The 23,876-nt window shown below is 21.9% G+C and carries 16 protein-coding genes; 15 read left to right on the plus strand and 1 reads right to left on the minus strand.

Going from position 1 to position 23,876, the window contains the following annotated elements:
• The first annotated feature begins 281 nt into the window (after positions 1–281).
• From nusA to JNO41_RS00265, 7 genes are all read left to right on the plus strand, one after another.
• On the plus strand, positions 282–1,340 hold the full coding sequence (gene nusA, locus JNO41_RS00235) for a transcription termination factor NusA (RefSeq protein WP_121463941.1): 1,059 nt from the start codon (positions 282–284) through the stop codon (positions 1,338–1,340).
• A 125-nt stretch (positions 1,341–1,465) separates the two neighbouring features.
• The gene (gene infB / locus JNO41_RS00240) at positions 1,466–3,274 is read left to right on the plus strand and encodes a translation initiation factor IF-2 (RefSeq protein ID WP_121463942.1); all 1,809 of its coding nucleotides are present in this window, start codon (positions 1,466–1,468) and stop codon (positions 3,272–3,274) included.
• Between the two features lie 2 nt (positions 3,275–3,276).
• Positions 3,277–3,624: a 30S ribosome-binding factor RbfA gene (gene rbfA / locus JNO41_RS00245; protein WP_121463943.1), complete on the plus strand. Its 348-nt coding sequence runs from the start codon at positions 3,277–3,279 to the stop codon at positions 3,622–3,624.
• A gap of 102 nt (positions 3,625–3,726) precedes the next feature.
• A complete protein-coding gene (gene priA / locus JNO41_RS00250) occupies positions 3,727–5,883 on the plus strand; it encodes a replication restart helicase PriA (RefSeq protein ID WP_121463944.1) in 2,157 nt (718 codons plus the stop codon).
• Between the two features lie 462 nt (positions 5,884–6,345).
• On the plus strand, positions 6,346–7,770 hold the full coding sequence (locus JNO41_RS00255) for an MATE family efflux transporter (RefSeq protein ID WP_121463945.1): 1,425 nt from the start codon (positions 6,346–6,348) through the stop codon (positions 7,768–7,770).
• Positions 7,771–7,795: 25 nt separating this feature from the next.
• Positions 7,796–9,082 (plus strand): glucose-6-phosphate isomerase, encoded by a 1,287-nt coding sequence (locus JNO41_RS00260; protein ID WP_121463946.1) that lies wholly within the window; start codon positions 7,796–7,798, stop codon positions 9,080–9,082.
• A gap of 257 nt (positions 9,083–9,339) precedes the next feature.
• On the plus strand, positions 9,340–10,056 hold the full coding sequence (locus JNO41_RS00265; RefSeq protein ID WP_432729542.1) for a hypothetical protein: 717 nt from the start codon (positions 9,340–9,342) through the stop codon (positions 10,054–10,056).
• 1,768 nt (positions 10,057–11,824) lie between these two features.
• Here JNO41_RS00265 and JNO41_RS00270 read toward each other — a convergent pair.
• The gene (locus JNO41_RS00270) at positions 11,825–12,607 is read right to left on the minus strand and encodes a hypothetical protein (protein ID WP_121463948.1); all 783 of its coding nucleotides are present in this window, start codon (positions 12,605–12,607) and stop codon (positions 11,825–11,827) included.
• A gap of 834 nt (positions 12,608–13,441) precedes the next feature.
• Here JNO41_RS00270 and asnS point away from each other — a divergent pair.
• The 8 genes from asnS (at position 13,442) to thrS (ending at position 23,853) form a co-directional block, all read left to right on the plus strand.
• A complete protein-coding gene (gene asnS / locus JNO41_RS00275; protein WP_121463949.1) occupies positions 13,442–14,833 on the plus strand; it encodes an asparagine--tRNA ligase in 1,392 nt (463 codons plus the stop codon).
• Between the two features lie 29 nt (positions 14,834–14,862).
• The gene (locus tag JNO41_RS00280; protein WP_121463950.1) at positions 14,863–15,957 is read left to right on the plus strand and encodes an ABC transporter ATP-binding protein; all 1,095 of its coding nucleotides are present in this window, start codon (positions 14,863–14,865) and stop codon (positions 15,955–15,957) included.
• Between the two features lie 56 nt (positions 15,958–16,013).
• Positions 16,014–16,877 (plus strand): carbohydrate ABC transporter permease, encoded by an 864-nt coding sequence (locus JNO41_RS00285; protein ID WP_432729545.1) that lies wholly within the window; start codon positions 16,014–16,016, stop codon positions 16,875–16,877.
• A gap of 26 nt (positions 16,878–16,903) precedes the next feature.
• A complete protein-coding gene (locus tag JNO41_RS00290; protein WP_121463952.1) occupies positions 16,904–17,815 on the plus strand; it encodes a carbohydrate ABC transporter permease in 912 nt (303 codons plus the stop codon).
• A complete protein-coding gene (locus tag JNO41_RS00295; protein WP_161554980.1) occupies positions 17,799–19,310 on the plus strand; it encodes an extracellular solute-binding protein in 1,512 nt (503 codons plus the stop codon). The genes JNO41_RS00290 and JNO41_RS00295 overlap by 17 nt, the downstream gene beginning before the upstream one ends.
• Before the next feature lie 122 nt (positions 19,311–19,432).
• Entirely contained in the window at positions 19,433–20,380 is a 948-nt protein-coding gene (locus JNO41_RS00300) for a DHH family phosphoesterase (RefSeq protein WP_121463954.1), read from the plus strand.
• A gap of 41 nt (positions 20,381–20,421) precedes the next feature.
• Positions 20,422–21,795 (plus strand): tRNA uridine-5-carboxymethylaminomethyl(34) synthesis GTPase MnmE, encoded by a 1,374-nt coding sequence (mnmE, locus tag JNO41_RS00305; protein ID WP_121463955.1) that lies wholly within the window; start codon positions 20,422–20,424, stop codon positions 21,793–21,795.
• Between the two features lie 126 nt (positions 21,796–21,921).
• The gene (thrS, locus tag JNO41_RS00310) at positions 21,922–23,853 is read left to right on the plus strand and encodes a threonine--tRNA ligase (protein WP_121463956.1); all 1,932 of its coding nucleotides are present in this window, start codon (positions 21,922–21,924) and stop codon (positions 23,851–23,853) included.
• Positions 23,854–23,876: the final 23 nt, after the last annotated feature.

The following is a 23,876-nucleotide window of genomic DNA, read 5'->3' on the forward strand; positions in this document are numbered from 1 at the left end:
AAAAATAAATAGTTTTATTTTTTCTTTTATCTAAAAATTAATCTAATTAAACAAAAAAATATTATTAAAAACATAAATTTTTAATTCTTAATTCTAAATTAATTAATATAATAAAAATAAAAAAATTTTTATTTTTATTATATTAATTGTTTTTTATCAAAACAAAAATATTAAAAAATGATAAAATATTTATATGTTTGTATTTTAGTTTTAAATGAAAGTATATTAAAATTAAAATTTAAATTTTAAATATATTTAAGGAACAATAATAATTAAATTATATGAAAACTAAAAATTTTTTAAATCATATCGATCAATTAGCCGAAGAACATGAGTTAACTAGACAACAAACTTTAGAAGCTTTCGAAAAAAGTATTATTTCTGGTTGTAAAAAAAATTATCAAATTAAAAGCTGTCATTTAGATTTTGATAAAGAATATGAAGAATTTTTTTTATATAAAGAATATTTAGTTATGGAAACAGAACCAAATACGATTAACGAAGAAAATGTTAATATTAAAAAAATAACTTGTATTAACTTAGAAGAAGCTAAAAAATTAAAAGAGAATCCGCAAATAGGAGAAACTATTAGGATCGAAGTTGATCCTAAAAATTTTAATTTTTATGCTAGTCAAGAGTTTAAAAATAAACTTAACGAAGAAATCATTAAATTTAAAAAAGAAAATATTTATATTTTTTTAAAAAAATATGAAAATAAATTAATTGATGCTAAAGTAACTTCTATCAAAAAAAATTTTTGCACTTTAGAATTAGAAAAAGAAGTTCAAACTGTATTATTAAATAAAGATAAACTTAATAATGATGAATTTGAAATAGGTGAAATAATTAAAGTTTATGTTACCGAGGTTCAAAAAACTACTAAAATGCCGAAAATTTTAGTAAGTCGTATTTGTACTGAATTTATTACCGAAATTTTTAAAGAATTTATTCCTGAAATTCAAGAAGGAATTATAGAAATTGTCGAAATGGCTCGTTTTCCTTCATTAAGAACTAAAATAGGTTTATTATCTCATGATAGTACCATTGATGCTGTAGGTTCTTGTATCGGAGATAAAAGTGTTAGAATCAGACATATTATTAACATTTTAAAAGGTGAGAAAATAGATTTATTTTTATGGAGTGATGATCCGAAAGAACTTATTGCTAATGCTTTAAAACCTGCTCAAATTAATCAAGTTAGTATTATTGATTTTGAACAAAAAATAGCCACTGCTTTAGTAACTGAAGATCAAATTTCATTAGCTATCGGAAAATTTGGAACTAATGTACAATTGGCTACTATAGTTACTAAATGGAATATTTCCGTTAAAGTTATCTAGTTTTTGAATATTTTTAAAAAAATATTTTTTGTTTTAATTTTATTAATAAATAATGATCCTTTTTAAAATTAGACAAAATTATGAGATTAAAAAAAGAAATAATAAAGAGAGATGATTAAAGAATCATGAATAAAAAACAAAAGGATGATGATAATATTTCTAAAGAAAAAATTAAAGTCAAAAGTTATTTATTTAATCCTAAACATACTATTAAAGATTTAGCTAATATTTTAGAAATTTCTAATATTACTTTAATTAAAAAATTTATAGAAGCAGGGATTAAAACAAATATTAATCAATTTGTCACTAAAGAAATTGCTGAAATGTTAAGTATGATTTTAGATATCGAAGTTATTTTTGAATCCACATCTAAAGAATCTTTAAATGAAGATATTAAAAAAGAAATGATAGATTCTAATTTAACTAAAAGAGTTCCTATTGTAACTATTATGGGGCACGTTGATCATGGAAAAACTACTTTGTTAGATGTAATTAGACAAACTCGTTTAGTAGATAAAGAGTTTGGAGGTATTACACAACATATCGGAGCTTACGAAATTGTTTATGATAATCAAAAAATAACTTTCATAGATAGTCCAGGTCATGAAGCTTTTTCTCAAATGCGTTCTCTAGGAGCTAAAGTAACTGATATTTGTCTTTTAGTAATTGCTGCTGATGATGGAGTAAAACCTCAAACAATTGAATCTGTTAAACATGCTCAAGAAGCTGAAGTCGAAATTATTGTTGTTATTAATAAAATAGATAAAACTAATAATAAAAAAGAAAGTATTATGAATGATTTATCTAATTTAGGTTTAACTCCTGAAGAATGGGGCGGAACAACTGCATATATAGATATTTCAGCTTTAAAAAAAGAAGGAATAGATGAATTACTAAAACTTATTTTATTAATTAGCGAAATGAAAAATATTCAAACTGATTTAACTAAAATGGTTAAAGGAGTTGTGTTAGAAGCTAGTTTAAATAAAAATAAAGGTCCTTCGGCTACTTTAATCACTTCTCAAGGGGTTTTAAAAATAGGCGATGTAATAGTAGTAGGCGATAATACTTATGGTAAAATTCGTTCTATCGAAGATGATTTAAAAAATAGTTTAAAAGAAATTTACCCTTCACAACCTGTATTAATAACAGGTTTAGATTCTGTACCTAAAGCAGGTGATTTATTTGCGACTGTTTCTGATATAAAGACAGCGAAGCAAATTATCGAAAATAAAAAAAGTTCTTTAAAAGAACAAAATCAATCTAATTCGAATTCTAATAATCATATTTATAATAATGTGTTAATATCAAACAAAGACGAAGAAAAGAAACGTTTAAATATTATTTTAAAAGCAGATACTCAAGGTAGTTTAGAAGCTATTGTTGAAGTTTTAGAAAAATTAAACATTCAAGACATTAAAGTAAATATTATTAAAGCTACTGTTGGAATGGTGACTTTAAACGATATTGTATTAGCGCAAACCTTTAATTCTTGCTTAATTAACTTTAATACAGTTATTAACAATACTTTACAAAAGAATGCTAAAAATTTGAAAGTAGATATGCAAAACTATAATATTCTTTATAAAATAATCGAAGATGTAGAAAATAAATTAAAAAATTTATTAGATCCTGTTTTAGAAGAAAAAGCTACTGGCCAAGCTGAGATTAAAAAAATCTTTACTATTAGTTCTATAGGAAGCATCGCAGGTTGTTATGTTACTAAAGGAACAATTTTTAATAATTCTATAGCGAAAGTAATTAGAAACAATAAAGTTATTTTTCAAGGTAAAATTGTTTCTTTAAAACATTTAAAACAAAATATTAATAGTGCTAATCAAGGACATGAATGTGGTATTTTGTTAGATAATTTTAATAATTTTCAAATTGATGATATAATAGAATCATTAAAAATAGAGAAAGTGATCATTTAATAATGAACAATATTACAAATAAGAGAAGAGCTAATTTGATTTATGAATTATTAGTGGATATAGTTAATGATATCATTAAGGATGCTCAAATAGGTTATATTACTGTAACAGGCGTAGATTTATCAAATGATTTATCTTTTTGTAACATTTTTTACACTATTTTAAACGATACTCCAGAACTTTTAAGTTTAGTATCTAAAACTTTAGAAGAAAATAAAAGAGAAATTCGTTTAAGATTAGCTGGAAAAATTCAACATATGAAAAAAATTCCTAATTTAATATTTAAATACGATGAATCTTTAACTTATGGAAAAAAAATAGATAAAATTTTAGATAATATTATAAAATAAAAAATAAATAAAAAAAGATAAATTTACATTTATCTTTTTTTATTATTCAAATAAATTATTAAAAAAGATAAAAAAATAATATAAAAAAGGCTCAAAAAATATATGTTGTATGCAGAAGTGATAGTCGATAATAAAATTCCTAATTTAAGCCAATGTTTTGATTATTTAATTCCTGAATATTTAGTAAAAATAGCTCAAAGAGGAATGAGAGTCATTGTTCCTTTTGGAAATAAGAATACTGAGCGCTTAGGATATATTTTAAAATTGAAAGAAATAACTCTTGTCGAACCTAAATATATTAAGTCTATTATAGAAATTTTAGATGACATTCCTTTTTTAAATGAAGAGTTTTTTTTATTAGCAGAAGAAATATTAAAAATTCCTTTCATCAATCCTGCTTTAGCATATAACACTATTATGCCAAGGAGTTTTTTGAGCACTTATATAAGGCAAATTACCATTATTAAAGAAAAAGAATTGAATAAAGAAATTAAAGAATATTTAATTAAAAAAAAAGGTATATTATCTTTAAAAGATATCGTTTTGTCTACAGAAGAATTATTTAAACTTCAAAAAAAAGAAATTATTAAAACTAAAATTATCATTTCTAAAAAAGATTATCGTCCTTCAATAGAACCCGAAATTATTAAACATAAAAATGAAATTATTCTTAATTTTAAAAATACTTTTTGTTTAAATGAAAAACAAGATTTGATTTGGAAACAAATTTCTTGGGATGGTTATAAAAATTATTTATTATATTATGATTGTTATGAAGATAAAATAGCCATATATTTGAAATTAATCGAAAAAACTTTACAACAAAATAAACAAGTTTTAATTTTAGTTCCAGAAATACTTTTGATTTCTTTTTTAAAAGAACAGATTAAAAAATATTTTCCAGAAATTTTATTAACAGTTTTAACATATGAATCTGATTATAAAGAACATTATCAAAAAAATCAAGATATTCAAGAGAACAAAATTTTTATAGTAATGGGAACAAGGAAAGTTATTTTCGCCCCCTTAAAAAAAATAGGGGTTATTATCTTTGATGAAGAAAATGATGAGTCTTTAATTGAAAAAGATAAAAGTCCTAATTATGATTCTAAAGAATTAGCTTATATTCGCTCTCGATATCATAAAATACCTTTAATCTTTTTTACAACAATGCCTTCGATAGAAAGTTATTGTCGTCTTAAACAAAAAAAAATTATTTTTTTGAATTTAACTCACAAAAATAAACAAAAGATGCAATTAATTGATATGAAAGAAGAATTAAAAAAAGGAAATGTATCTCCTTTATCTTCTGTTTTATTAGAATATTTGCAAAAAAATATAAAAGAAAAGAAAAAAACTATTTTATTTATTAATATTTTAGGATTTTCTCCTTTTGTTTTATGTCGTTTTTGCAGTTATATTCCTAAATGCAAAAAATGTTATAAAAATTTAATTTTTGTTCATAATCAATTTATTTTAAAATGTACTTATTGTCATTATACTGAAAAATTTTCTTCTCAATGTCCATCTTGCCTTAATAAATCATTAAAACATGTTAGTTTAGGGATTGAATATATTTCCTTATTTTTAAAAAAACAGATTCCCTCTATTAATTTCGTAAGTATAGATTCTAATGATATCAAAAAAATAACTCAATATCAAAAGATTTTGCAAAAATTAGAAGATAATAAAATCGATCTTTTGTTAGGGACAGAGATGATAGCTAAAAACTTAAAATTACCTTCTATCGAAACTATAGGTATTTTAATGGCAGATGTTCTTTTGAATATCCCAAATTTTAAAGCAACCGAAAAAACTTTTCAATTATTAATGAAACTATCTAATTATTTATCTGAAAAAGGAAAGATGATTATCCAAGGTTATAATACGAACCATTTGGTTCTTCAAAAAGCTCAATATTATGATGTTTTTTCTTTTTTGGAACAAACTTTAAAAGATAGAAAATTAGCTAATATTCCGCCTTTTTGTTTTTATAGTAAAATATTAATTTCGCATTCTAAAATGTTTAAAGTTTTAACTATTGCGAATAAAATCAAAAAAATTTTAGAAAATAATTTAATTTATAAAATTATAGTTTTAGGACCTACTTATCCTTGTGTTTTTCATAAAGATAAAAATTACAGAATTTTATTAACTTTAAAATATTATGATTGGCCTTTGAATTTGAATTTTATTATTGAACAAAATTTAAATGAAGATGCTTTTATTTTGTTTGATCGATTTGCTAGTATTATTTAATTTATATTTTTAATTTACTTTTGGAATCTCAAATTTTCAATTTATAGAAATGAACTTTTTAAAGTTAATCTCTATTTTTTATTTAATTATGATTTTTAAATTTGAAATTAAAATTTATTTGTGTATATAATTATAAAATTTTATATAATAAAAACATATATAAATATTTTAGAATATGTAATGTTTATTTTTGTATTTATTCAATGAAAATAATTTATTATGATTTTTCAATAAATAAAATAATCATAAATTTTATTTATGATTTTAAGCAATTATTAAACAAAATTTTGTTTAATAATTTTTATTTTATAATCGTTTCTTAATTCTAAATATAATAATTTTTTTGTTTTAAAATTAATACTTTTTTTATTCATTATTTTAAATTTATTTTAATATAAACAAATAAAATTTATTTTTAATTTAATAAAAGACATTAATGGAAAGGTTATAAATATTTATTTTATGACAAAAAAAAATTCTTCTGCAAATAAAAATATATTTGAACCGAAACAATTCACAAAAGAACGATCTATTTGGATAAATTTAATTATTTTAGCTTTTCCTATTTCTATATATTTATTATTTCAACATTTAGGTTCTGCAATAGATTTTTATATCATTCAAAATCCGAAATCAAATAATAATGTTGAATCCGCTGTAGCTTATATGAAACAAATTAAAAAAGTTCTTCAAAGTATCGCTATAGCTTTAGGTGGGGCCGGAGTTGTTTTAGTGGCAAGAGAATATAAGCAAAAAAATAATCAAAAAGCGAAACAATATGCAAATTTAGCTTTTGTAATTGCAGTCTTCAGCTCTTTAATCATTTTTTTTATTTTTTATTTTGGCGCTTTATTGCCTGCCCCTTTAGGAAATATTTTTTTAAAAAAAGAATATCATTCTGACGGAGGTAAAGAATATTATAATATTTCTTTATTAACTTTTGTTTTTATTACAATCAATGCTATGTTTATTGGTTTAGAAAGATCTAAAAATAAAAATAGTTTTGTTTTATTTTTAAATGTTTTTAATATTATTTGTAGAATTTCAATATCCTTTATTTTTAAACATATTAAAGGTTTAGATATTACAGTTGTTCATTTAGCTTGGGCAGATTTATTGTCTAATTTCATGATTTCTATTTTAGCTTTTTATTTTATGTTTCATCCTAAAAATGATTTTCAAATTCAATTTCATAAATTAATTTTTTCGAAAGATATTGTCAAAAGTATATTAAAATTATCAGGAATGTTAGTTATTGGCAAAGCAACTTATGAAATCGGAAAAAAATTTGTTAATGATATGGCTACGGACTTTTATGGTCGCGATTTATTAGCTATAACAGGATTTGTTACAGTTATAAATGGTATTTTTTATTCTATTTCTCAATCTTTTGAAGATGCTGAATCAGTAATGGTTTCTCAAAATGCTGCACTAAATAAAAATAAAAAAACTTTAAAAATTTTTAAAAATATTTTTATTATTACTTTAATAACTGGGATCGCAGGTGTTTTTTTAAATCAATTTTTCGGAGAAAAATTACTTCCGTTTTTAACAAATAAAGACATTAAGGGTGAAAAATTAAAAAATTTTAAAGAAATTTTATTTTACGAACAAATGTCTTTGTTTACTTCTGTTTGGGCTTCCATGATCATGATTTATATAATGTCTTATAAAAAAAATGCTAATATTGTTTTATTGTTGAATATTTTAAGAATTATAACAAGAATGTGTTTATTATGGTTATTTCATGAGTTTACTGAAATAAATGATTATACTCAATTTGGTTTAAGTACAAGTTTAAGTAATATAATTGTCTTAATAACTACTATCGCTTTATTTATTTCTTTTATTAAAAAACAACAAATAATAGAATTACAAAAAAAATAATATAAAATTTAGGAGTTATAAAAAAATGAATTTAAAATTAAACATTCAAGGGATAAAAACTTTTTTAGATTGGGAAAAAGAAAGTTCGCAAATACAATCAAAAGTAACTAAAATACATAATATCTTACATAAAGATTACGAATTACAAAAAAAATATTTAGGTTGGTTGGATTTACCTTTACAAAAAAATATTTTTTCTGATATTAAACAAATTCAAAAATTAAAAAAATTAAATGAAGATTTAGATGTTTTAGTAGTGATAGGCATAGGAGGTTCTTATTTGGGAGCTAAAGCAGGAATAGAATTTATTCAAGCGCCTTTTAATAAAAATAAACCTCAAATTATTTTTGCGGGGCATCATGTCTCAGGTAATTATTTAACTAATTTAATTAATCATTTAAAAGATAAAAAATGGGCAATTAATGTGATTTCTAAATCAGGAACTACTTTAGAACCTGCTTTGACCTTTAGAATTTTAAAGAAAGAAATCGAAAATAAATACGGCAAGGAAAAAGCTCAAAAATTAATTTTCGTGACTACTGATGCTGATAAAGGTATTTTATTAGATATCGCTAAAAAAGAAGGTTATGAAACATTTGTTATCCCGAATTCTATTGGTGGTCGTTTTAGTGTTTTAACTATTGTTGGTATTTTACCTTTTATTTTTGCTAATTTAGATTCAGAAGCTATTTTACAAGGGGCTAAACAAGCTTATAAAGATACTTTAACTGATGACTTAAATAAAAATCTAGCTTATCAATATGCTGTAGCTAGATATTTAATGTATACTAAATTAAATAAAAAAACAGAATTATTTGTTAGTTATGAACCTCATTTATTAGCTTTTGCTGAGTGGTGGAAACAATTATTTGCAGAATCAGAAGGTAAAAATGAAAAAGGACTTTTTGTAGGTTCAGTTAATAACTCTACAGATTTACATTCTTTAGGACAATTTATTCAAGAAGGTTCTCGTATAATGTTCGAAACAATTCTAAATGTTAGTAATATGAAAGATGATTGTTTTGTACCAATGATTGACCAAAAATTAGATAAATTAAATTTTTTAGCTAACAAATCTTTTTCTGAAATAAATCAAAAAATATTACAAGCTACGAAACAAGCCCATATAGAAGGAGGCGTTCCTAATATAGAAATCATAATTCCTCAATTAGATGAATATAACTTAGGTTACCTTATTTACTTTTTTCAAAAAGCTTGTGCTATGTCTGGCTATTTAATAGAAATTAATCCTTTTGATCAGCCAGGAGTAGAAATTTACAAAAAAAAAATGTCTTCTCTTTTAAATAAATAATTTTTTATTTAAAAAAATAATATTTCTTTTTATATTAAACAAATTACATTCTTTAAGATTTTTAAAATTTAAATTTTTAATAAAAAAATAATTTAATTTATAAATTGTTTTCGAAATTAAAATATATTTTAAACTTAGAAAAGTTTTGTTAAATAAAGAAAGGTAATATTATTTAGGTCAAATAATATTAAATAAAAGATATGATAAATAAAACAAATTACAAAAAAATAAATTTAAATATTTTGATTTTATTTTTTATGTTTATAATTTTATTATTTAATCATTTAATATTTTGTTTAATTAATGCATCTAACGGCAAAGACATTCAAAATCTTGAAACAGTTATACCAATATCTAAAAGAATTATTTTTCTTAAAAAAATTGATAAAAATAATAAAGAAAAAATTTTAGAAGAAATTCGAAAAATAAATCCTTTATTAAAAGATTTACCTAAAGAATATGTAAATTTAAAGTTAAATAATGCAATTCAAATTATGATTCCCGAGAATTCGTCAATAATAACTAACATATCTGGTCAAGTAATTTTAAATATTTTAGAAATTCAAAATATAGATGTGATTATACCCGAAAACAAAAGAACTATTGAACTTACTACAATTGATAAAAATAATAAAGAAAAAATTTTAGAAGAAATTCGAAAAATAAATTTTGCATTATTAAAAGATTTAAATATTGATGATTTAAATATAGCAGATAATCAAGTAAGTATTATTATTTCCGATCAAAGAAAAGAAATATTAAAAATGACTGGCGTAGTAATAATAAACATTTTAGAAAAAGAAATTTCCGAGACTTCATCTTTAAATAATCCTAAAGCGTATGATAATAAAATTACTAATAATAAATCAAATTTTTTCTTATGGATTGTTATCACTTTAGTTATTTTAATTTTATTAGGTGGATTGTGTTTATTTTTTTATAAAAAATATAAAAATAAATTTATTGACAAATAATAAATATTGCGATAATCATATTTATAAAAAAATCACAAAATTATTTATTTTTATTAAAAAAATATTAAAAATATATATTTTCTTATAAAAGAATTTAATTATTTTAAATTCTTTTTTTATTTTAATAAAATTTAGAAAAGAAAATTATGAATATGTTAAAACAAAATAAAAAAATTATTTAAATTGATTCTGTATTTTTTATTATATTACTTATTGCTTATATATAATTTTAGTAATTCATTAAAAAAAGAAAGATAATAAATAAGATAAAGAATTAACAAACATAAACGAAATAAACAATAATTAATAACGACAAAAGAAAAAATCTAAATGCTCAAAATTTAAGTGAAAATCCTGAATAAAATTAAAATCAATAATATCCATAATAAAAATTTATGGATTTTTTTATTTTAAACATCTATAAATTAAAAAATTTTAATTTATATTTATATTTATATTTATTAAAATAAAAATTAAATAAAAATTAAATAAAAATTAAATAAAAATTAAATAAAAATTAAATAAAAATTAAATAAAAATTAAATAAAAATTAAATAAAAATTAAATAAAAATTAAATAAAAATTAAATAAAAATTAAATAAAAATTAAATAAAAATTAAATAAAAATTAAATAAAAATAAATATATAATAAAATTTGTTCGTACATTGATAAAAGGAATATTTTGCAATAAAAGGCAAACATCTTATTTATTATTAGGTTAAAAATTTAAAAACAAAAAATTAAAAAAATATATAATAAAAATAACAAAGGTAGAATATATGTTAATGAAAAATTTAATTAAAACACAATTTTTTAATATATTTAATTATATTATCAAAGAAACAAGCGTTGAAATGAGTAATTTTAAAAATTTTAATAATTCTTTTAATTGTGTATTTATTTCTTTAATTTTTTTTAAGTTTATCTATAAAAAAACTTAACTCAATTTTAGTTTTTCATGTGGGGTTAATTATTAATTTTTGTTATTTATATTTTGTTTAATTCGAAGGAAATAAAAAATAATTTATGATTTTTTATTAATTATTCTATTTTTAGAATTAAATTTATTTTTTCTAAAAAAGTTATTTTATTATTTTTTGAAATTTTATATAAATCTTGATAGACGAATGATAAATATTTTTTATTTTTACTAATATCTTAGACAAAATCATTTTTAGAAAAAAATTTAAATTAATTTTTTGATTCTGAAAAAAATTATAATTTTTAGACATTTATTTTGTAATTGTTTTATTACTTGTGACGATGGTTACGAATATTTTATTATGGATTAATTTGTTGTAATAACAAAAGGAACTAAGTGCTATTTATCTTAGTGATTCCAAGAAGAAGCGTTAATATATTTTTTTTGATTTTGATACTATAATTGAGTTCTTTTATTTAAATTTTGAATTTTCATTTTTTATTTTTCTTTATTTTAAATTTTAAAACAAAAAAAACTTATTAAAGTTAATTTTCTTTTTATTGGGTTCTGGGTATGAATGATAAACTGTTTTAATTAAATCTCAAGTAGATGTTTGGTTATTTATTTATATAATTTATTTTTTTCTGTCTGATTGTAATTTAGTTCCTTTAATTTTTTTCAGTAGATGCATCTAATTAATTGATATTAAAATATTTCTGTTTTTTAGTTATGAAAAAGTAAAAATATAAATGTTTTTGGCTCCATTGGAAAGTTTTAATAGATCTTCAATGGTATATTGAGTCTTTGTATGGCCAATATTGAACGGACATTTCATATTAGTTTCTTTACTTGGAGGTGCCGGAGGTGCGTGCCGGTAAAATACGTATACCATCATCAAAATAAATAGCTTCGATTTGTTTTTCTTGGTAATTTGCTGATGGTAAATTTTCAAAACCATTATCGGTTGTAACATTATAACATCCTAATTTAATGAATTTTGGTGTTTTAATAATATTATGGTTTATAAGATAGTTATTAATAAGTGTCTCTTTATCTTGACCAGGATTGATTCTTTGAGACACTAAATGAATTTGAGCTTCTGTTTTATTAGTTATTTTGTTAGCATCCCAAAAGGCAAATGTTTCTTCAATGGCGAAATTGTATTTTAAGAGATCTTCGAGGGTATATGTACGGTCTTTATTAGGATATCTTTCTTTTAAAGGATTGATTCTTGGTTTTAAGTAGACTCCCAAAAGACCCTTCGGAGGATCTTTCAAATACCAATAAAATTTATTTTCGTTATAAGCGTTATAAGCAGGGATCTCATTAAAGAGACTGTCCTTATTCATTTCAATTGCTAAATGTTTCAAAATTATAGGAATATCTTTTGTACATAAAACTCTGACATCATGTATTTTTAATTTTGTGTTACACTCTGTCTTCTCTAACCATTCTTTTAGGTAAATTTTTTTGTCATATAATTTGATATTTTCTTTAATTTGATGGCGAAAACAAGGATAAGCGAAGATGGAAATATGAATAATAAATATCATAATTAATAAAGTGATAATGATTTTTTTAGATAAAGGTAATTTTAGTAATTCGGTATAAGTTATTTTCTTGACCATTGCGTTGCGTTGTCGTAAAATAAAAATATACTCTTGTATATGAGAATCTAGTCATTTAAATTTATGTTTAATTTTAAGGTTTTAACAATTTTCTTTTAAAAATTTTTTAAAAAAATAAAAAAACTTATTAAAGTTAATTTTCTTTTTTGAATTATCATTGTTTTTGTTTTTTTAACTACTTTTTCTGTAGTAGGAGTGTTTGGAGTTTTTGATTTATTCGATAATTAACATTCTAATATCATAAAAATTATAATTATAATTGAGGGATTTTCCAAAGAGATATTGTTGCGTTCGAATTAAAAAAGAATTTTTTTTATTTTTAAAATTAATAATTTTAATCTTATTTTATTATTCTATATAATAATTATAAGTTAAAAAAAAAAAAAAACAATTTATGTATTTTTTAAATAATAATTTCGAAATCTTTTTTAATATTATCTTATGTAAAAGAAAAAAGTTAAATTATTTATTTTAAAATAAAATGATTTAACTTTTAAATTATTCATTTTAAAAAGTTTTATTTTTCCCAATCGGAGAATTTCTTTTTAATATATAATATGTTTATTTGGAAATAAAAGAAAACTTTAAATTAAATAAGATTAAAATTTATTTAAAATATTATAAATATTGATATAATATTACTACCTAATTAAAAAAGTATTAGTCTTAAAAATAATTACTTTATGGTAAAAAGGTTTAAATTTTTTAAATAAATTTTATTTTTTGAATTTATTTTTTTATAAAATATCCAAAAATAGAAAATTGTTGATTTAAATTCGAAAAAATATGTAATTGAAAAAAATAAGAATTTAAAATTTATTAAAGAGGGAAACAATGTGTTCTGTTAAATATCTTTATAATAATTACATTTCGAATGTAAATAAAAAAATTTTTATTAATGGTTGGATTAAAAATTGTCGTTTTCAAAAAAATTTATTTTTTTGTGATTTAAGTGATGGTACTTTTGTAAAAGAATTACAAGTAGTTTATAAAAATGTTAAAGAACATTATTTTATGGAAATAAAAGATAAGTTACAAGTAGGAGTTTCTTTATATTTAGAAGGTAATTTAGTGCTTACTTCTAATGCGCTTCAACCTTTTGAATTATTAGCTGACAAAATAGTTATTTTAGGAGAGAATCATGATTCTTATCCTATTCAATCTAAAAAACATTCTAAAGTTTTTTTACGTCAAGTAGCACATTTAAGATTTAGGACTAAACTTTTCGGAGTTGTTTTCAGAATTAGAAATACAGCTAGTATTGTTATTCATGATTTTTTTCAAAAAGAAGGATTTATTTGGGCGCATACACCCATTATTACTACAAGCGATGGCGAAGGTGCAGGAGAATTATTCCAAGTTACTACTTTAGATTTAAATAAAGTACCTTTGGATAAGAATAAAAAGGTCGATTTTAAACAAGATTTTTTTGAAAAACCAACTTTTTTAACTGTTACAGGACAATTAGAAGGTGAAGCGATGGCTTTAGCTTTTAAAAAGATTTATACTTTTGGCCCTACTTTTAGAGCTGAAAATTCTAATACTTCTAGACATGTATCAGAATTTTGGATGATCGAACCAGAAATGGCTTTTTGCGATTTACAAGAAAATATGAAAATGGCTCAAAAAACGCTTCAATACATTATTAAAAATTGTTTAGACAAAAATAAAGAAGATTTTTTATTTTTAGAACAAAATGTAGAAGAAAATTTAATTCAAAGATTAGAAAAAATAGCTAATTTAAAAGAATTTAAAAAAATTACATATTCCGAAGCAATTAAAATTTTATCAAAAAGCGGAATTGAATTCGAAAATAAACCTGTTTATGGTTCAGATTTATTTACAGAACATGAAAGATTTTTAACCAATCTTTTTAATGAACCTGTTTTTGTTATTGATTGGCCTATTGATATAAAAGCTTTTTATATGAAAAATAATCCAGATAATAAAACTGTTGCCGCTATGGATTTATTAGTTCCTAAAATTGGAGAATTAATAGGTGGTTCTCAAAGAGAAGAAAATTTAGAAGTTTTAAAAGATAAGATGAATAAATTTAATATTTCTCAAAAAGAATTGGAATGGTATTTAGATTTGCGTCGTTTTGGCGGCTGCGTACATTCAGGTTTCGGAATAGGATTCGAAAGATTATTACTTTATTTAACTGGTTTAGATAATGTTAGAGATGTTATAGCATTTCCTAGAGCTTCTAAAAAAGCTTTTTTTTAAAATAATAAAAATATTAAAGGATTTTAATTATGGGAATAATATTAGATAACGTTTCTAAAGTGTTTATAAATAAACAAAATAAAAAAAAATCTTACGCAGTTGACAAAATTAAATTAGAAATCGCTACGGGAGAGTTAGTAAGTCTTTTAGGACCTTCAGGATGTGGAAAATCAACTATTCTTTATATGATTGCAGGATTATCAAAAGTTTCTGAAGGAAAAATTTTTTTTGATGATAAAGATGTTACCGATTTACCTCCTGAAAAAAGAGGAATTGGTTTGGTGTTTCAAAATTATGCATTATATCCGCATATGACAGTACTTCAAAATATTATCTTTCCTTTGCAAAATTTAAAATTTTCAGATGAACAAATTAAAAAAGAAGTCGAAAGAATTTCTGTTTTAGCTTCTATTGAAGACTATTTAGATAAAAAACCTTCTGAACTTTCTGGAGGACAACAACAAAGAGTATCATTAGCTAGAGCTTTAATTAAAAATCCTAAAATTTTATTATTAGATGAACCTTTATCTAATTTAGATACAAGACTTCGTTTAAAAATGAGAGAAGAAATTAGAAGAATTCAAAAAAAAACAAAGATTACAGCTATTTTTGTAACTCATGATCAAGAAGAAGCAATGTCTATTAGTGATAAAATTTATGTAATGAATAAAGGTGTTATTCAACAAAAAGATATTCCTAAAAAAATTTATGAAGATCCAGTTAATTTATTTGTAGCATCTTTTTTAGGTGTTCCACATATTTCTATTTTTAACGGACAAATTAAAGATGGTAAATTGATGATAGGCGATACAGTTCTTTTGGCTCATTCTCGATTTAATAATATGAATCAAGAAGTTCATGTTTCTGTAAGACCGGAAGGATATACTATAGAAAATAATGGTATTTTTGAAGTAGAAGGAATAGCTTTAGAAAATATCGGAAGAGAATTATTTTTATTAGCAAAACATCCTAATTCAGTTCATAAAACCTTTCAAATTATTATTCCTACTTATAAACAAAAATTATTAGATTTATCTAATGTTTATAAAAAAAAATTTCGCTTCAATATTGTTGAAAATAGATTTTTTATTTTTGATAAAAAAAGTGGTAATAGGATTTATTAAATGTTGAATATTATAAATCAAAAAAAAATAATCATTGGTTTTATTTAGCTCCTGCTTTGATTATTTTAACTATTTTTAGTTTTTATCCTTTAGTTAAAATTTTAATTATTTCTTTTACTCATTATGATAAATTTAGCGATACTTGCGATGTTCCTATAACTTTTAGTAATTATGTAAAAGTTTGCAAAGATGAAGAATTTCTTTATGCTTTGAAAAATACTTTAATATTAGTTTTTTTAGTAGTTCCGATTTCTATTTTTATTTCTTTAGTGATTGCTTTAACTTTAAATAATGTTAAAAATTATTTTTTTCAAAATACTTTTAAAACTTTTTTTTTCTTGCCCTTAATTTCTAATAATGTTGTTATGGGAATGATTTTTGGTATTTTCTTTTATTATAATTTTGGACTTATTTCTGATAAACCAAATGGTTTATTTAATTTGTTTATAGGAAAATTAGGTTTTGGTTCTGAACATGAATGGATTAATAGAACAGCACCATATAGTCATAAAATATTTGTTTTAATTTTATATAATATTTGGAATAGATTGTCGTTCAAAATTTTTGTTTTTATTTTAGCTTTGCAAGAAATTGATAAATCATATTATTCTGCGGCTAAAATGGATGGAGCTTCTAGATGGCGTATTTTTTCCAAAATAACTTTGCCTTTAATCGCGCCTGTCATTTTTTATCAATTTATTATAGAGATGTTAGCTGTTTTTAAAGAATATGAATCTGTTGTTGGTTTATTTGGGCATAATCATAATTATAAAATAAGAACAATAGTGGGTTATATTTATAATCAATTATCTAGTTCTACTTTAGAATCTTATTCCAAAGGGACAACAGCTGCTATTATATTATTTATTATTTCTATTTTATTTACAATAACAAGTTTTATTTTTTCTAAAAAAAAATAAGTTAATTTAAAGGCCATAGAAGTATAATGAATAGTATAAAAAAACCTTTATTAAATTTTTGGAATGATTTAGTAATTAGAATTAAAAAAATTGATTTTTTATCTCTTTTTAAATATTTATTTTTATTTTTAGTTACTTTTTTATTTATTTTACCTTTTTACTTGATGTTTGTTACATCTATAAAAACACCAACAGAAATTATGCAAGATAATGCATTATCATTACCTAAAAATGGATTTCATTTTATAGAAAATTACAAAGAAGCTTTTGTAGGGCAATTTAAATTTATGCCTTATTTTTGGAACACCTTTAGAGTTACTTTTTTATCTACTTTATTAGGAACTTTTTGTTCTATTTTGACAGCTTATGCTTTAAGTAATATTTTTCATTTTCGTTCTAAGTCTGTAATAATATTGTTGTTATATTTAGGGTTAATGACGACTAGCGAAACATTAACAATAATTAATTATAGAATTGTTTCTAATTTAGGTTGGGTTGATTATGGCAGAGGGCCGCAAGTAATATTTGGTACTGATTACGCTTTAATTATTCCTTATTTGATTAATATAGTTCATGTTATTCATTTATTAATAACTTTTAATAATATTCCTAAAGAATTATATTATAGCGCTAAAATAGATGGCACTAGTAATTGGAAGTATCTTTGGAAAATATTAGTTCCTATTACTAAATCTTCTATTATTGTGACTGTTATTTTTAGAATAGTAGCTGCTTGGAATGCTTATGCTTGGCCAGAATTAATGGGAGCTAAATTATTAACTAATATGGCAAGAAAAACTTTTGATAATGAAATAGGACAAAATATAAATATTCAAATGGCGGTTGCTTTTTTAATTAATATACCTTTGATTTTGATTTTTATTTTTTTTAGAAAATATATCGTCTCAGGAGAAAATAAAAGTGGTATCAAGGGATAAAATTAAAAATTTTTTATTTCTTTTCGGTTATTTTTTATTGTTATTTAATATTGCTTTTATTTTTAATATAATTGCTATTCGTAAAAAAAACAATTTAAAAGAAGAACCTTTTCAATTAACAATAGACGAATTCAAAGACGCTAAAGAATATTTCAAAAATTCTAAAAAAAAGGTTAAAATTACTTTTTGGCATAATTTATATGCGGAAGAAAGAAAAGTATTAAACAAGATTATTCAAGATTTTGAAAAAGATTATCCTGGTATCGAAGTTTTAGAAGATAATAAAGGAAATTGGGGACAAATATTTAAACATGTTTCTAACGCTTTAACTGTTGATAAACAACCTAATTTAGTTGTTTCTTATCCTGATCATGTGGGATTTTATCATAAATCTAATAAAGTACTTCCTTTAGATGCTTTTATAGATAAAGATGAAGATTTTAAAAACAATAAACAAAATGATTTTTTACCATATTATTTCGCACCGATTCAAATAGAAGACAAAATAAAACATTATTATTATTTACCTTTTTTAAAAACAACAGAAATTATGTTTTATAATAAAGATTTATTAAAATCTATCCATGATAAAATTCCTGAATTAATAAATGACAAAGGGGAAATAGCAAAAGATTCATTGTCATGGGTTCAAATGGATGAAATATCTAAAATATTAAAAGATTCAAATAAAAAAGATTTTATACCAATAGTTGTTGATAGCGAATCTAATTTATTTATAATTTCTACTCAACAAAAAGGAATAAATTACCCATTAACAAAAGAACAAACTCAAGATTTTTTACATAACTCTGAAGTTCAAGAATTACTGCAAGAATTTAAAACCAGATATGATAATAAACATTTAACTTTAGGAAAATTGACTGGCGAAGAAGATAAAGTTCCTGAACTTCTTATTAACAACAATATTGCTTTTTATATTACATCAACAAGAAGGTTAGACAATTTATGCATAGACAATGCTTTTATTCCTAAATTGGGTTATACAAATGTGCCTACTGTTAATTCTGAATCAAATAAAAATATTTTACAAGGTTCAAATGTTAATTTATTTTATTCTAAAAATAAAGACGAGATGTTAGCTTCTTGGTTTTTTTTAAAACATTTAACTTCTGAAGACGTTTATAAAGATTTTTTAAAAGAAAATAAATTTTTTAATATTACACGTGATAACAAAAAAACTGAAAATATTAATATAGAAACAATACAAAAAGAACAAACAGAAAAAAATAAAGAAGAAACAGAAGAATTAAAATCTCTAAGGAAAAATTTTTTTAAAGAATTTATTGTAAAGAATGCAGAAAAATCTGAAAATAATTTTTTTACTACTTCTATTTTTGAAAATTCGGATTTTTTTAGAAATATTATATCAGATTTATTTATAGAAGTTTTAACGATTGATAAAGATACAAATGACAAAGATGTACGAATTAAAGAATTATTGACAGAAGCTATAAACAGAATATTGACAAATTAAAAAAACATTTATATATCGATATTTTGTGATAAATATCACTTTTTTATTCGATTAAAATTATAAATTTTTTTAAAATCAAACCCGAACAATTATGAAATGTTATCAAAAAGGATTATATTAAAATGGAATTTATTAAAAAACAAATTGAACTTAATGATACAATTATTATTCATGGTCATAAAAAACCTGATGGAGATTGTTATGGTTCTCAATTCGGTTTGAAAGATATAATTATGACAACTTATCCAAATAAAAAGGTTTATGTTGTCGGAGAAGAAGAACCGAAATTATCTTTTTTAGGTATAAAAGATCAAATAACAGATGACACTTATAAAGAAGCTTTAGTATTTGTTGTCGATTGTGGACAAAGTTCAGTTATAAGTGATCTTAGATATAAATTAGGAAAAATGATTATTAGAATTGATCATCATTTATTTATAGAAAAAATTGGTGAATACGAATGGATAGATAGTAATTTTGCTTCTTGTTCAGAAATGATTTATCATTTTAAAGAATATCATAATTTAAAATTAACTAAAAAAGGAGCTTTACCTATATATACAGGTATAGTAACTGATACAGGTCATTTTCGTTTTGAAAGAGTAAATTCTAATACTTTCAAAATTGGAGCTAGTTTATTGGAATATGATTTGGATGTTTTCGAAATCGATCAAAAAATAAATTTTAAAAGTTTAGGTTTATTAAAATTTCAAGGTTATGTATGTAATAATTGTGTTGCTGAAGAAGGTTTAATTTATTTTAAATTTTCTGAACAAATAATTAAACAATTTAATATAAATATTGAACAAGCTTTTTCAATTTTGAATATGTTAAGTTATGTCGAAAATAATCCAGTATGGGCATTTATTTTAGAATTACCAAATGGTAGTTGGAAATTAAGCATTCGCACTCAAGGCCCAGAAATAAGCGATATTGCTCATCAATTTGGCGGCGGCGGCCATAAAAAAGCTTGCGGAGTTATTGTTGACACAATCGAAAAATTAAACGAAGTTGTTAAATTAATAAAAGATTCAATTAAAAAATTTAATTTAGAAAATAATAAAAAATAAGTTTATTTATTTATATTAAAATGAGGTAAAAAATCCAGATTATGTTTGATCATGATAATATTGCTGCTATTGCCACTCCTTTAGGAACTGGAAGTATTAGTGTTATAAGAGTTAGTGGATCTGGAGTTATAGAAAATATTAGTAAAATTTTTAAAAGTGTTAAAAAAAATTTTGATTTGTTAAAAGCGCCTTCGCATACTATTCATTATGGTTTTATTTTAGATAAAAATCAAAATATTTTAGATGAGGTTTTAATTTCTGTTTTTAAAAAACCTCATTCTTTTACTGGCGAAGATATTGTCGAAGTTCAGGGACATGGTGGTATTTTAATAACTCAGTTGTTATTAGAGAGAATTTTATCTTTAAATATTAGATTAGCTCAACCAGGAGAATTTAGTAAAAGGGCTTTTTTAAATGATAAAATAGATTTGATTCAAGCAGAATCAATTATGGATTTAATTTTCGCTCAAAACGAAAATGTCGTTAAATTATCCAATTTAGGTTTGCAAAAAAAAAATTCTCAATTAGTAGAGAATTTAAATAAGAAAATTATGAAAATAATAGGTCAAATAGAAGTTAATATTGATTATCCTGAATATTTAGATATTGAACAAATGACTAATGAAATTATTTTACCTCAAATTAAAGAATTGATTACTCAAATGGAAGAACTTTTAAATTTATATTTTAAAAATCGTTTTTTAAAAAACGGAATTAAAACTTTAATTATTGGGAAACCAAATGTAGGCAAATCTAGTTTATTAAATGTTTTGTTACAAGAAAAAAGAGCTATTGTTTCTGATATTGCAGGAACTACAAGAGATTATGTAGATGGATTTTTAAATATTAAAGGCGTTTCTTTATTTTTGATAGATACAGCAGGCGTCCATGAAACTAATGATCCGATAGAAAAAATAGGAGTCGAAAACACTAAAACACTTTTACAAAAAGCAGATTTAGTTTTATTATTATTAGATAAAAGTAATTATTTAGAAAAAGATGATGAAATATTACTTGAATTAACTAAAAAATATCCTAGAATTATAATAGGCAGTAAATCCGATTTACCTTCAAAAATTAATTTTGATAAAAATTTAAAAGAAATGGTTTCGATTTCTAATCATACCCAAGAAGGAATTGAAGATTTAAAAAATAATATTTTAAAGATTTTTCAATTAGATACAATTCAAGATAAAGATTTCAATTATTTATCTAACGCTAGACATATTAAACAAATAAATATTGCTTTAGAATCTTTGAGAAGTATTATTTTAGATATTGAAAAGAAAATACCTATCGATATACATACAATCAATTTAAAAGAAGCTTATGATGCTTTAAATAATATTTTAGGCAAAAATATTCCAGATGGATTACTAAACGAATTATTTTCTAATTTTTGTTTAGGAAAATAAAAATATTAAAATTAATAGTAAATACAATACTTGATAAAAATTTATTTTTGTATTTTATTTAATATTAATTTTATATATAATTTCCGTCATTTCCATAAAAATAAAAAAGGAATTATATAATTTAAAATGATTAATATCAAAATTAAAAACGGTTTAACTAGAACATTTGCGCAAGGAATTAATGTTTTAGAAATTATAGATCAAAATAAAATGAATTTTTCTCAAAAACCAATAGCAGCTTATTTTAATGAAAAATTAATTGATTTAAAAACAAAATTAAATACTGATGGCGATTTAGAAATTATAACTTCAGAACATCCAGAAAGTTTCAAAATTTTGAATTATAATACGGCTTTTTTAACATTACAAGCTATTAAAAAAATTTATCCTGAATCTCTTTTAGTTACGATCTCATCTCATAAAGAAGGTTTTTATTGTGAAGTAGATTTCAAAGATATTGTTTTTTCTCATAATGATTTATCTATAATAGAAAAAATGATGCAACAAATTTCTCAAGAAAAATTAAATATTATTAAAAAACAAATAACTCATAAAGAAGCATGTGATAAATTTACTTGCAATAAATATAAACTGTCAATATTAGAAAAAAATAAAGATAGTGAATTAATGAATATTTATTCTTGCCAAGATTTTGAAGATTTACATTTAGAAAATGTTCTTTTAACTAATACTCATATTATGAAAAATTTTAAATTATTAAAAATATCTGGTTCTTATTTTGAAGGCGATGTCCATAATTCTTCTTTAACGAGAATTTACGGAGTTTCTTTTTTTAATAAAAAAGATTTAAAAGAGCATTTAAATTTATTAGAAGAAAGAAAACAAAGAGATCATAAAAATATTAATAAAGAACAAAATTTTTTTATGTTATCTTCAGAAGTAGGTTTGGGCCTGCCTTTTTGGTTACCTAATGGGGCTACTGTAAGACGTATTATAGAAAGATATATTATTGATAAAGAGCTTAATTATGATTATCAACACGTTTATACTCCTATTTTAGCTAATACTAAATTATATCAACAATCTGGTCATTTGGAACTTTATAAAGAAAATATTTTTCCTATAATGGATCTTGCTAATAAAGAAAAATTAGTTTTACGTCCTATGAATTGTCCTCATCATATGATGATTTTTAAAAAACAATTACGTAGTTATAAAGAATTACCTTTTAAAATTGCAGAGTTAGGAATGATGCATCGTTATGAACATTCAGGAGCTGTTTCGGGTTTACAAAGAACAAGAGAAATGACTTTGAATGATGCTCATATTTTTGTTCATGAAGGGCAAATTAAAGAACAAATTACTCAAATTATTAGTTTTGTTTTAGAAGTTTATAAAGATTTTGATATTACAGAATATAGTTTTAATTTAAGCACAAGAGATGTTTTAAATAAAAATAAATATTTTGATAATGATTTAATGTGGCGCAAATCAGAATCTATTTTAAGAGAAATATTAGTAGAGAATAAGATTCCTTTTAAAGAAGTTCAAGGCGATGCTGCTTTTTATGGTCCTAAATTAGATATTCAAGTTTTAACTGCTTTAAAAAATGAAGAAACTTTATCAACTATTCAATTAGATTTTTTATTACCGCAAAATTTTAATTTAAGTTTTGTAGGTCCTGATAATAAAAAAGTTACTCCTATTGTAATTCATAGAGCTATTATTTCTACTTTAGAAAGATTTGTTTCTTATTTGATGGAAAAAAATAAAGGAGCTTTCCCTTTATGGCTTGCTCCTATACAAATTGTTTTAATCCCTGTGAATAATCAATTTCATTTAGAACATGTTCGAAAAATTAAAAATTTATTAATTAAAAATAATTTTAGAGTAGAATTAAATGATAAAGAATCAAGTTTAAGTTATAAAATAAAAGAAGCGCAAACAAGAAAAATCCCTTATCAAATAGTTATAGGCGATCAAGAAATCAAAAGTAATTTTATAACTTTTAGAAAATATCAAAGTAACAAACAAGAGACATTGTCTGTTGATGATTTTATTCAAATGTTAAATAAAATTATCATAGAAAAAAAATAAATTTTTCAATTAAATCTTTAATT

The organism is 'Prunus avium' virescence phytoplasma (genome assembly GCF_050916135.1).
In the GTDB taxonomy this organism is placed as follows: domain Bacteria; phylum Bacillota_I; class Bacilli_A; order Acholeplasmatales; family Acholeplasmataceae; genus Phytoplasma; species Phytoplasma ziziphi.

Bases quoted from the DNA above. Each gene is read 5' to 3' on its own strand.
- JNO41_RS00270 (WP_121463948.1), bottom strand. From the start codon at position 12,607: ATGGTCAAGAAAATAACTTATACCGAATTACTAAAATTACCTTTATCT.
- JNO41_RS00265 (WP_432729542.1), top strand. From the start codon at position 9,340: ATGTTTATAATTTTATTATTTAATCATTTAATATTTTGTTTAATTAAT.
- priA (WP_121463944.1), top strand. From the start codon at position 3,727: ATGTTGTATGCAGAAGTGATAGTCGATAATAAAATTCCTAATTTAAGC.
- infB (WP_121463942.1), top strand. From the start codon at position 1,466: ATGAATAAAAAACAAAAGGATGATGATAATATTTCTAAAGAAAAAATT.
- JNO41_RS00300 (WP_121463954.1), top strand. From the start codon at position 19,433: ATGGAATTTATTAAAAAACAAATTGAACTTAATGATACAATTATTATT.
- asnS (WP_121463949.1), top strand. From the start codon at position 13,442: ATGTGTTCTGTTAAATATCTTTATAATAATTACATTTCGAATGTAAAT.
- rbfA (WP_121463943.1), top strand. From the start codon at position 3,277: ATGAACAATATTACAAATAAGAGAAGAGCTAATTTGATTTATGAATTA.
- JNO41_RS00260 (WP_121463946.1), top strand. From the start codon at position 7,796: ATGAATTTAAAATTAAACATTCAAGGGATAAAAACTTTTTTAGATTGG.
- JNO41_RS00255 (WP_121463945.1), top strand. From the start codon at position 6,346: ATGACAAAAAAAAATTCTTCTGCAAATAAAAATATATTTGAACCGAAA.
- nusA (WP_121463941.1), top strand. From the start codon at position 282: ATGAAAACTAAAAATTTTTTAAATCATATCGATCAATTAGCCGAAGAA.
- mnmE (WP_121463955.1), top strand. From the start codon at position 20,422: ATGTTTGATCATGATAATATTGCTGCTATTGCCACTCCTTTAGGAACT.
- thrS (WP_121463956.1), top strand. From the start codon at position 21,922: ATGATTAATATCAAAATTAAAAACGGTTTAACTAGAACATTTGCGCAA.
- JNO41_RS00290 (WP_121463952.1), top strand. From the start codon at position 16,904: ATGAATAGTATAAAAAAACCTTTATTAAATTTTTGGAATGATTTAGTA.
- JNO41_RS00280 (WP_121463950.1), top strand. From the start codon at position 14,863: ATGGGAATAATATTAGATAACGTTTCTAAAGTGTTTATAAATAAACAA.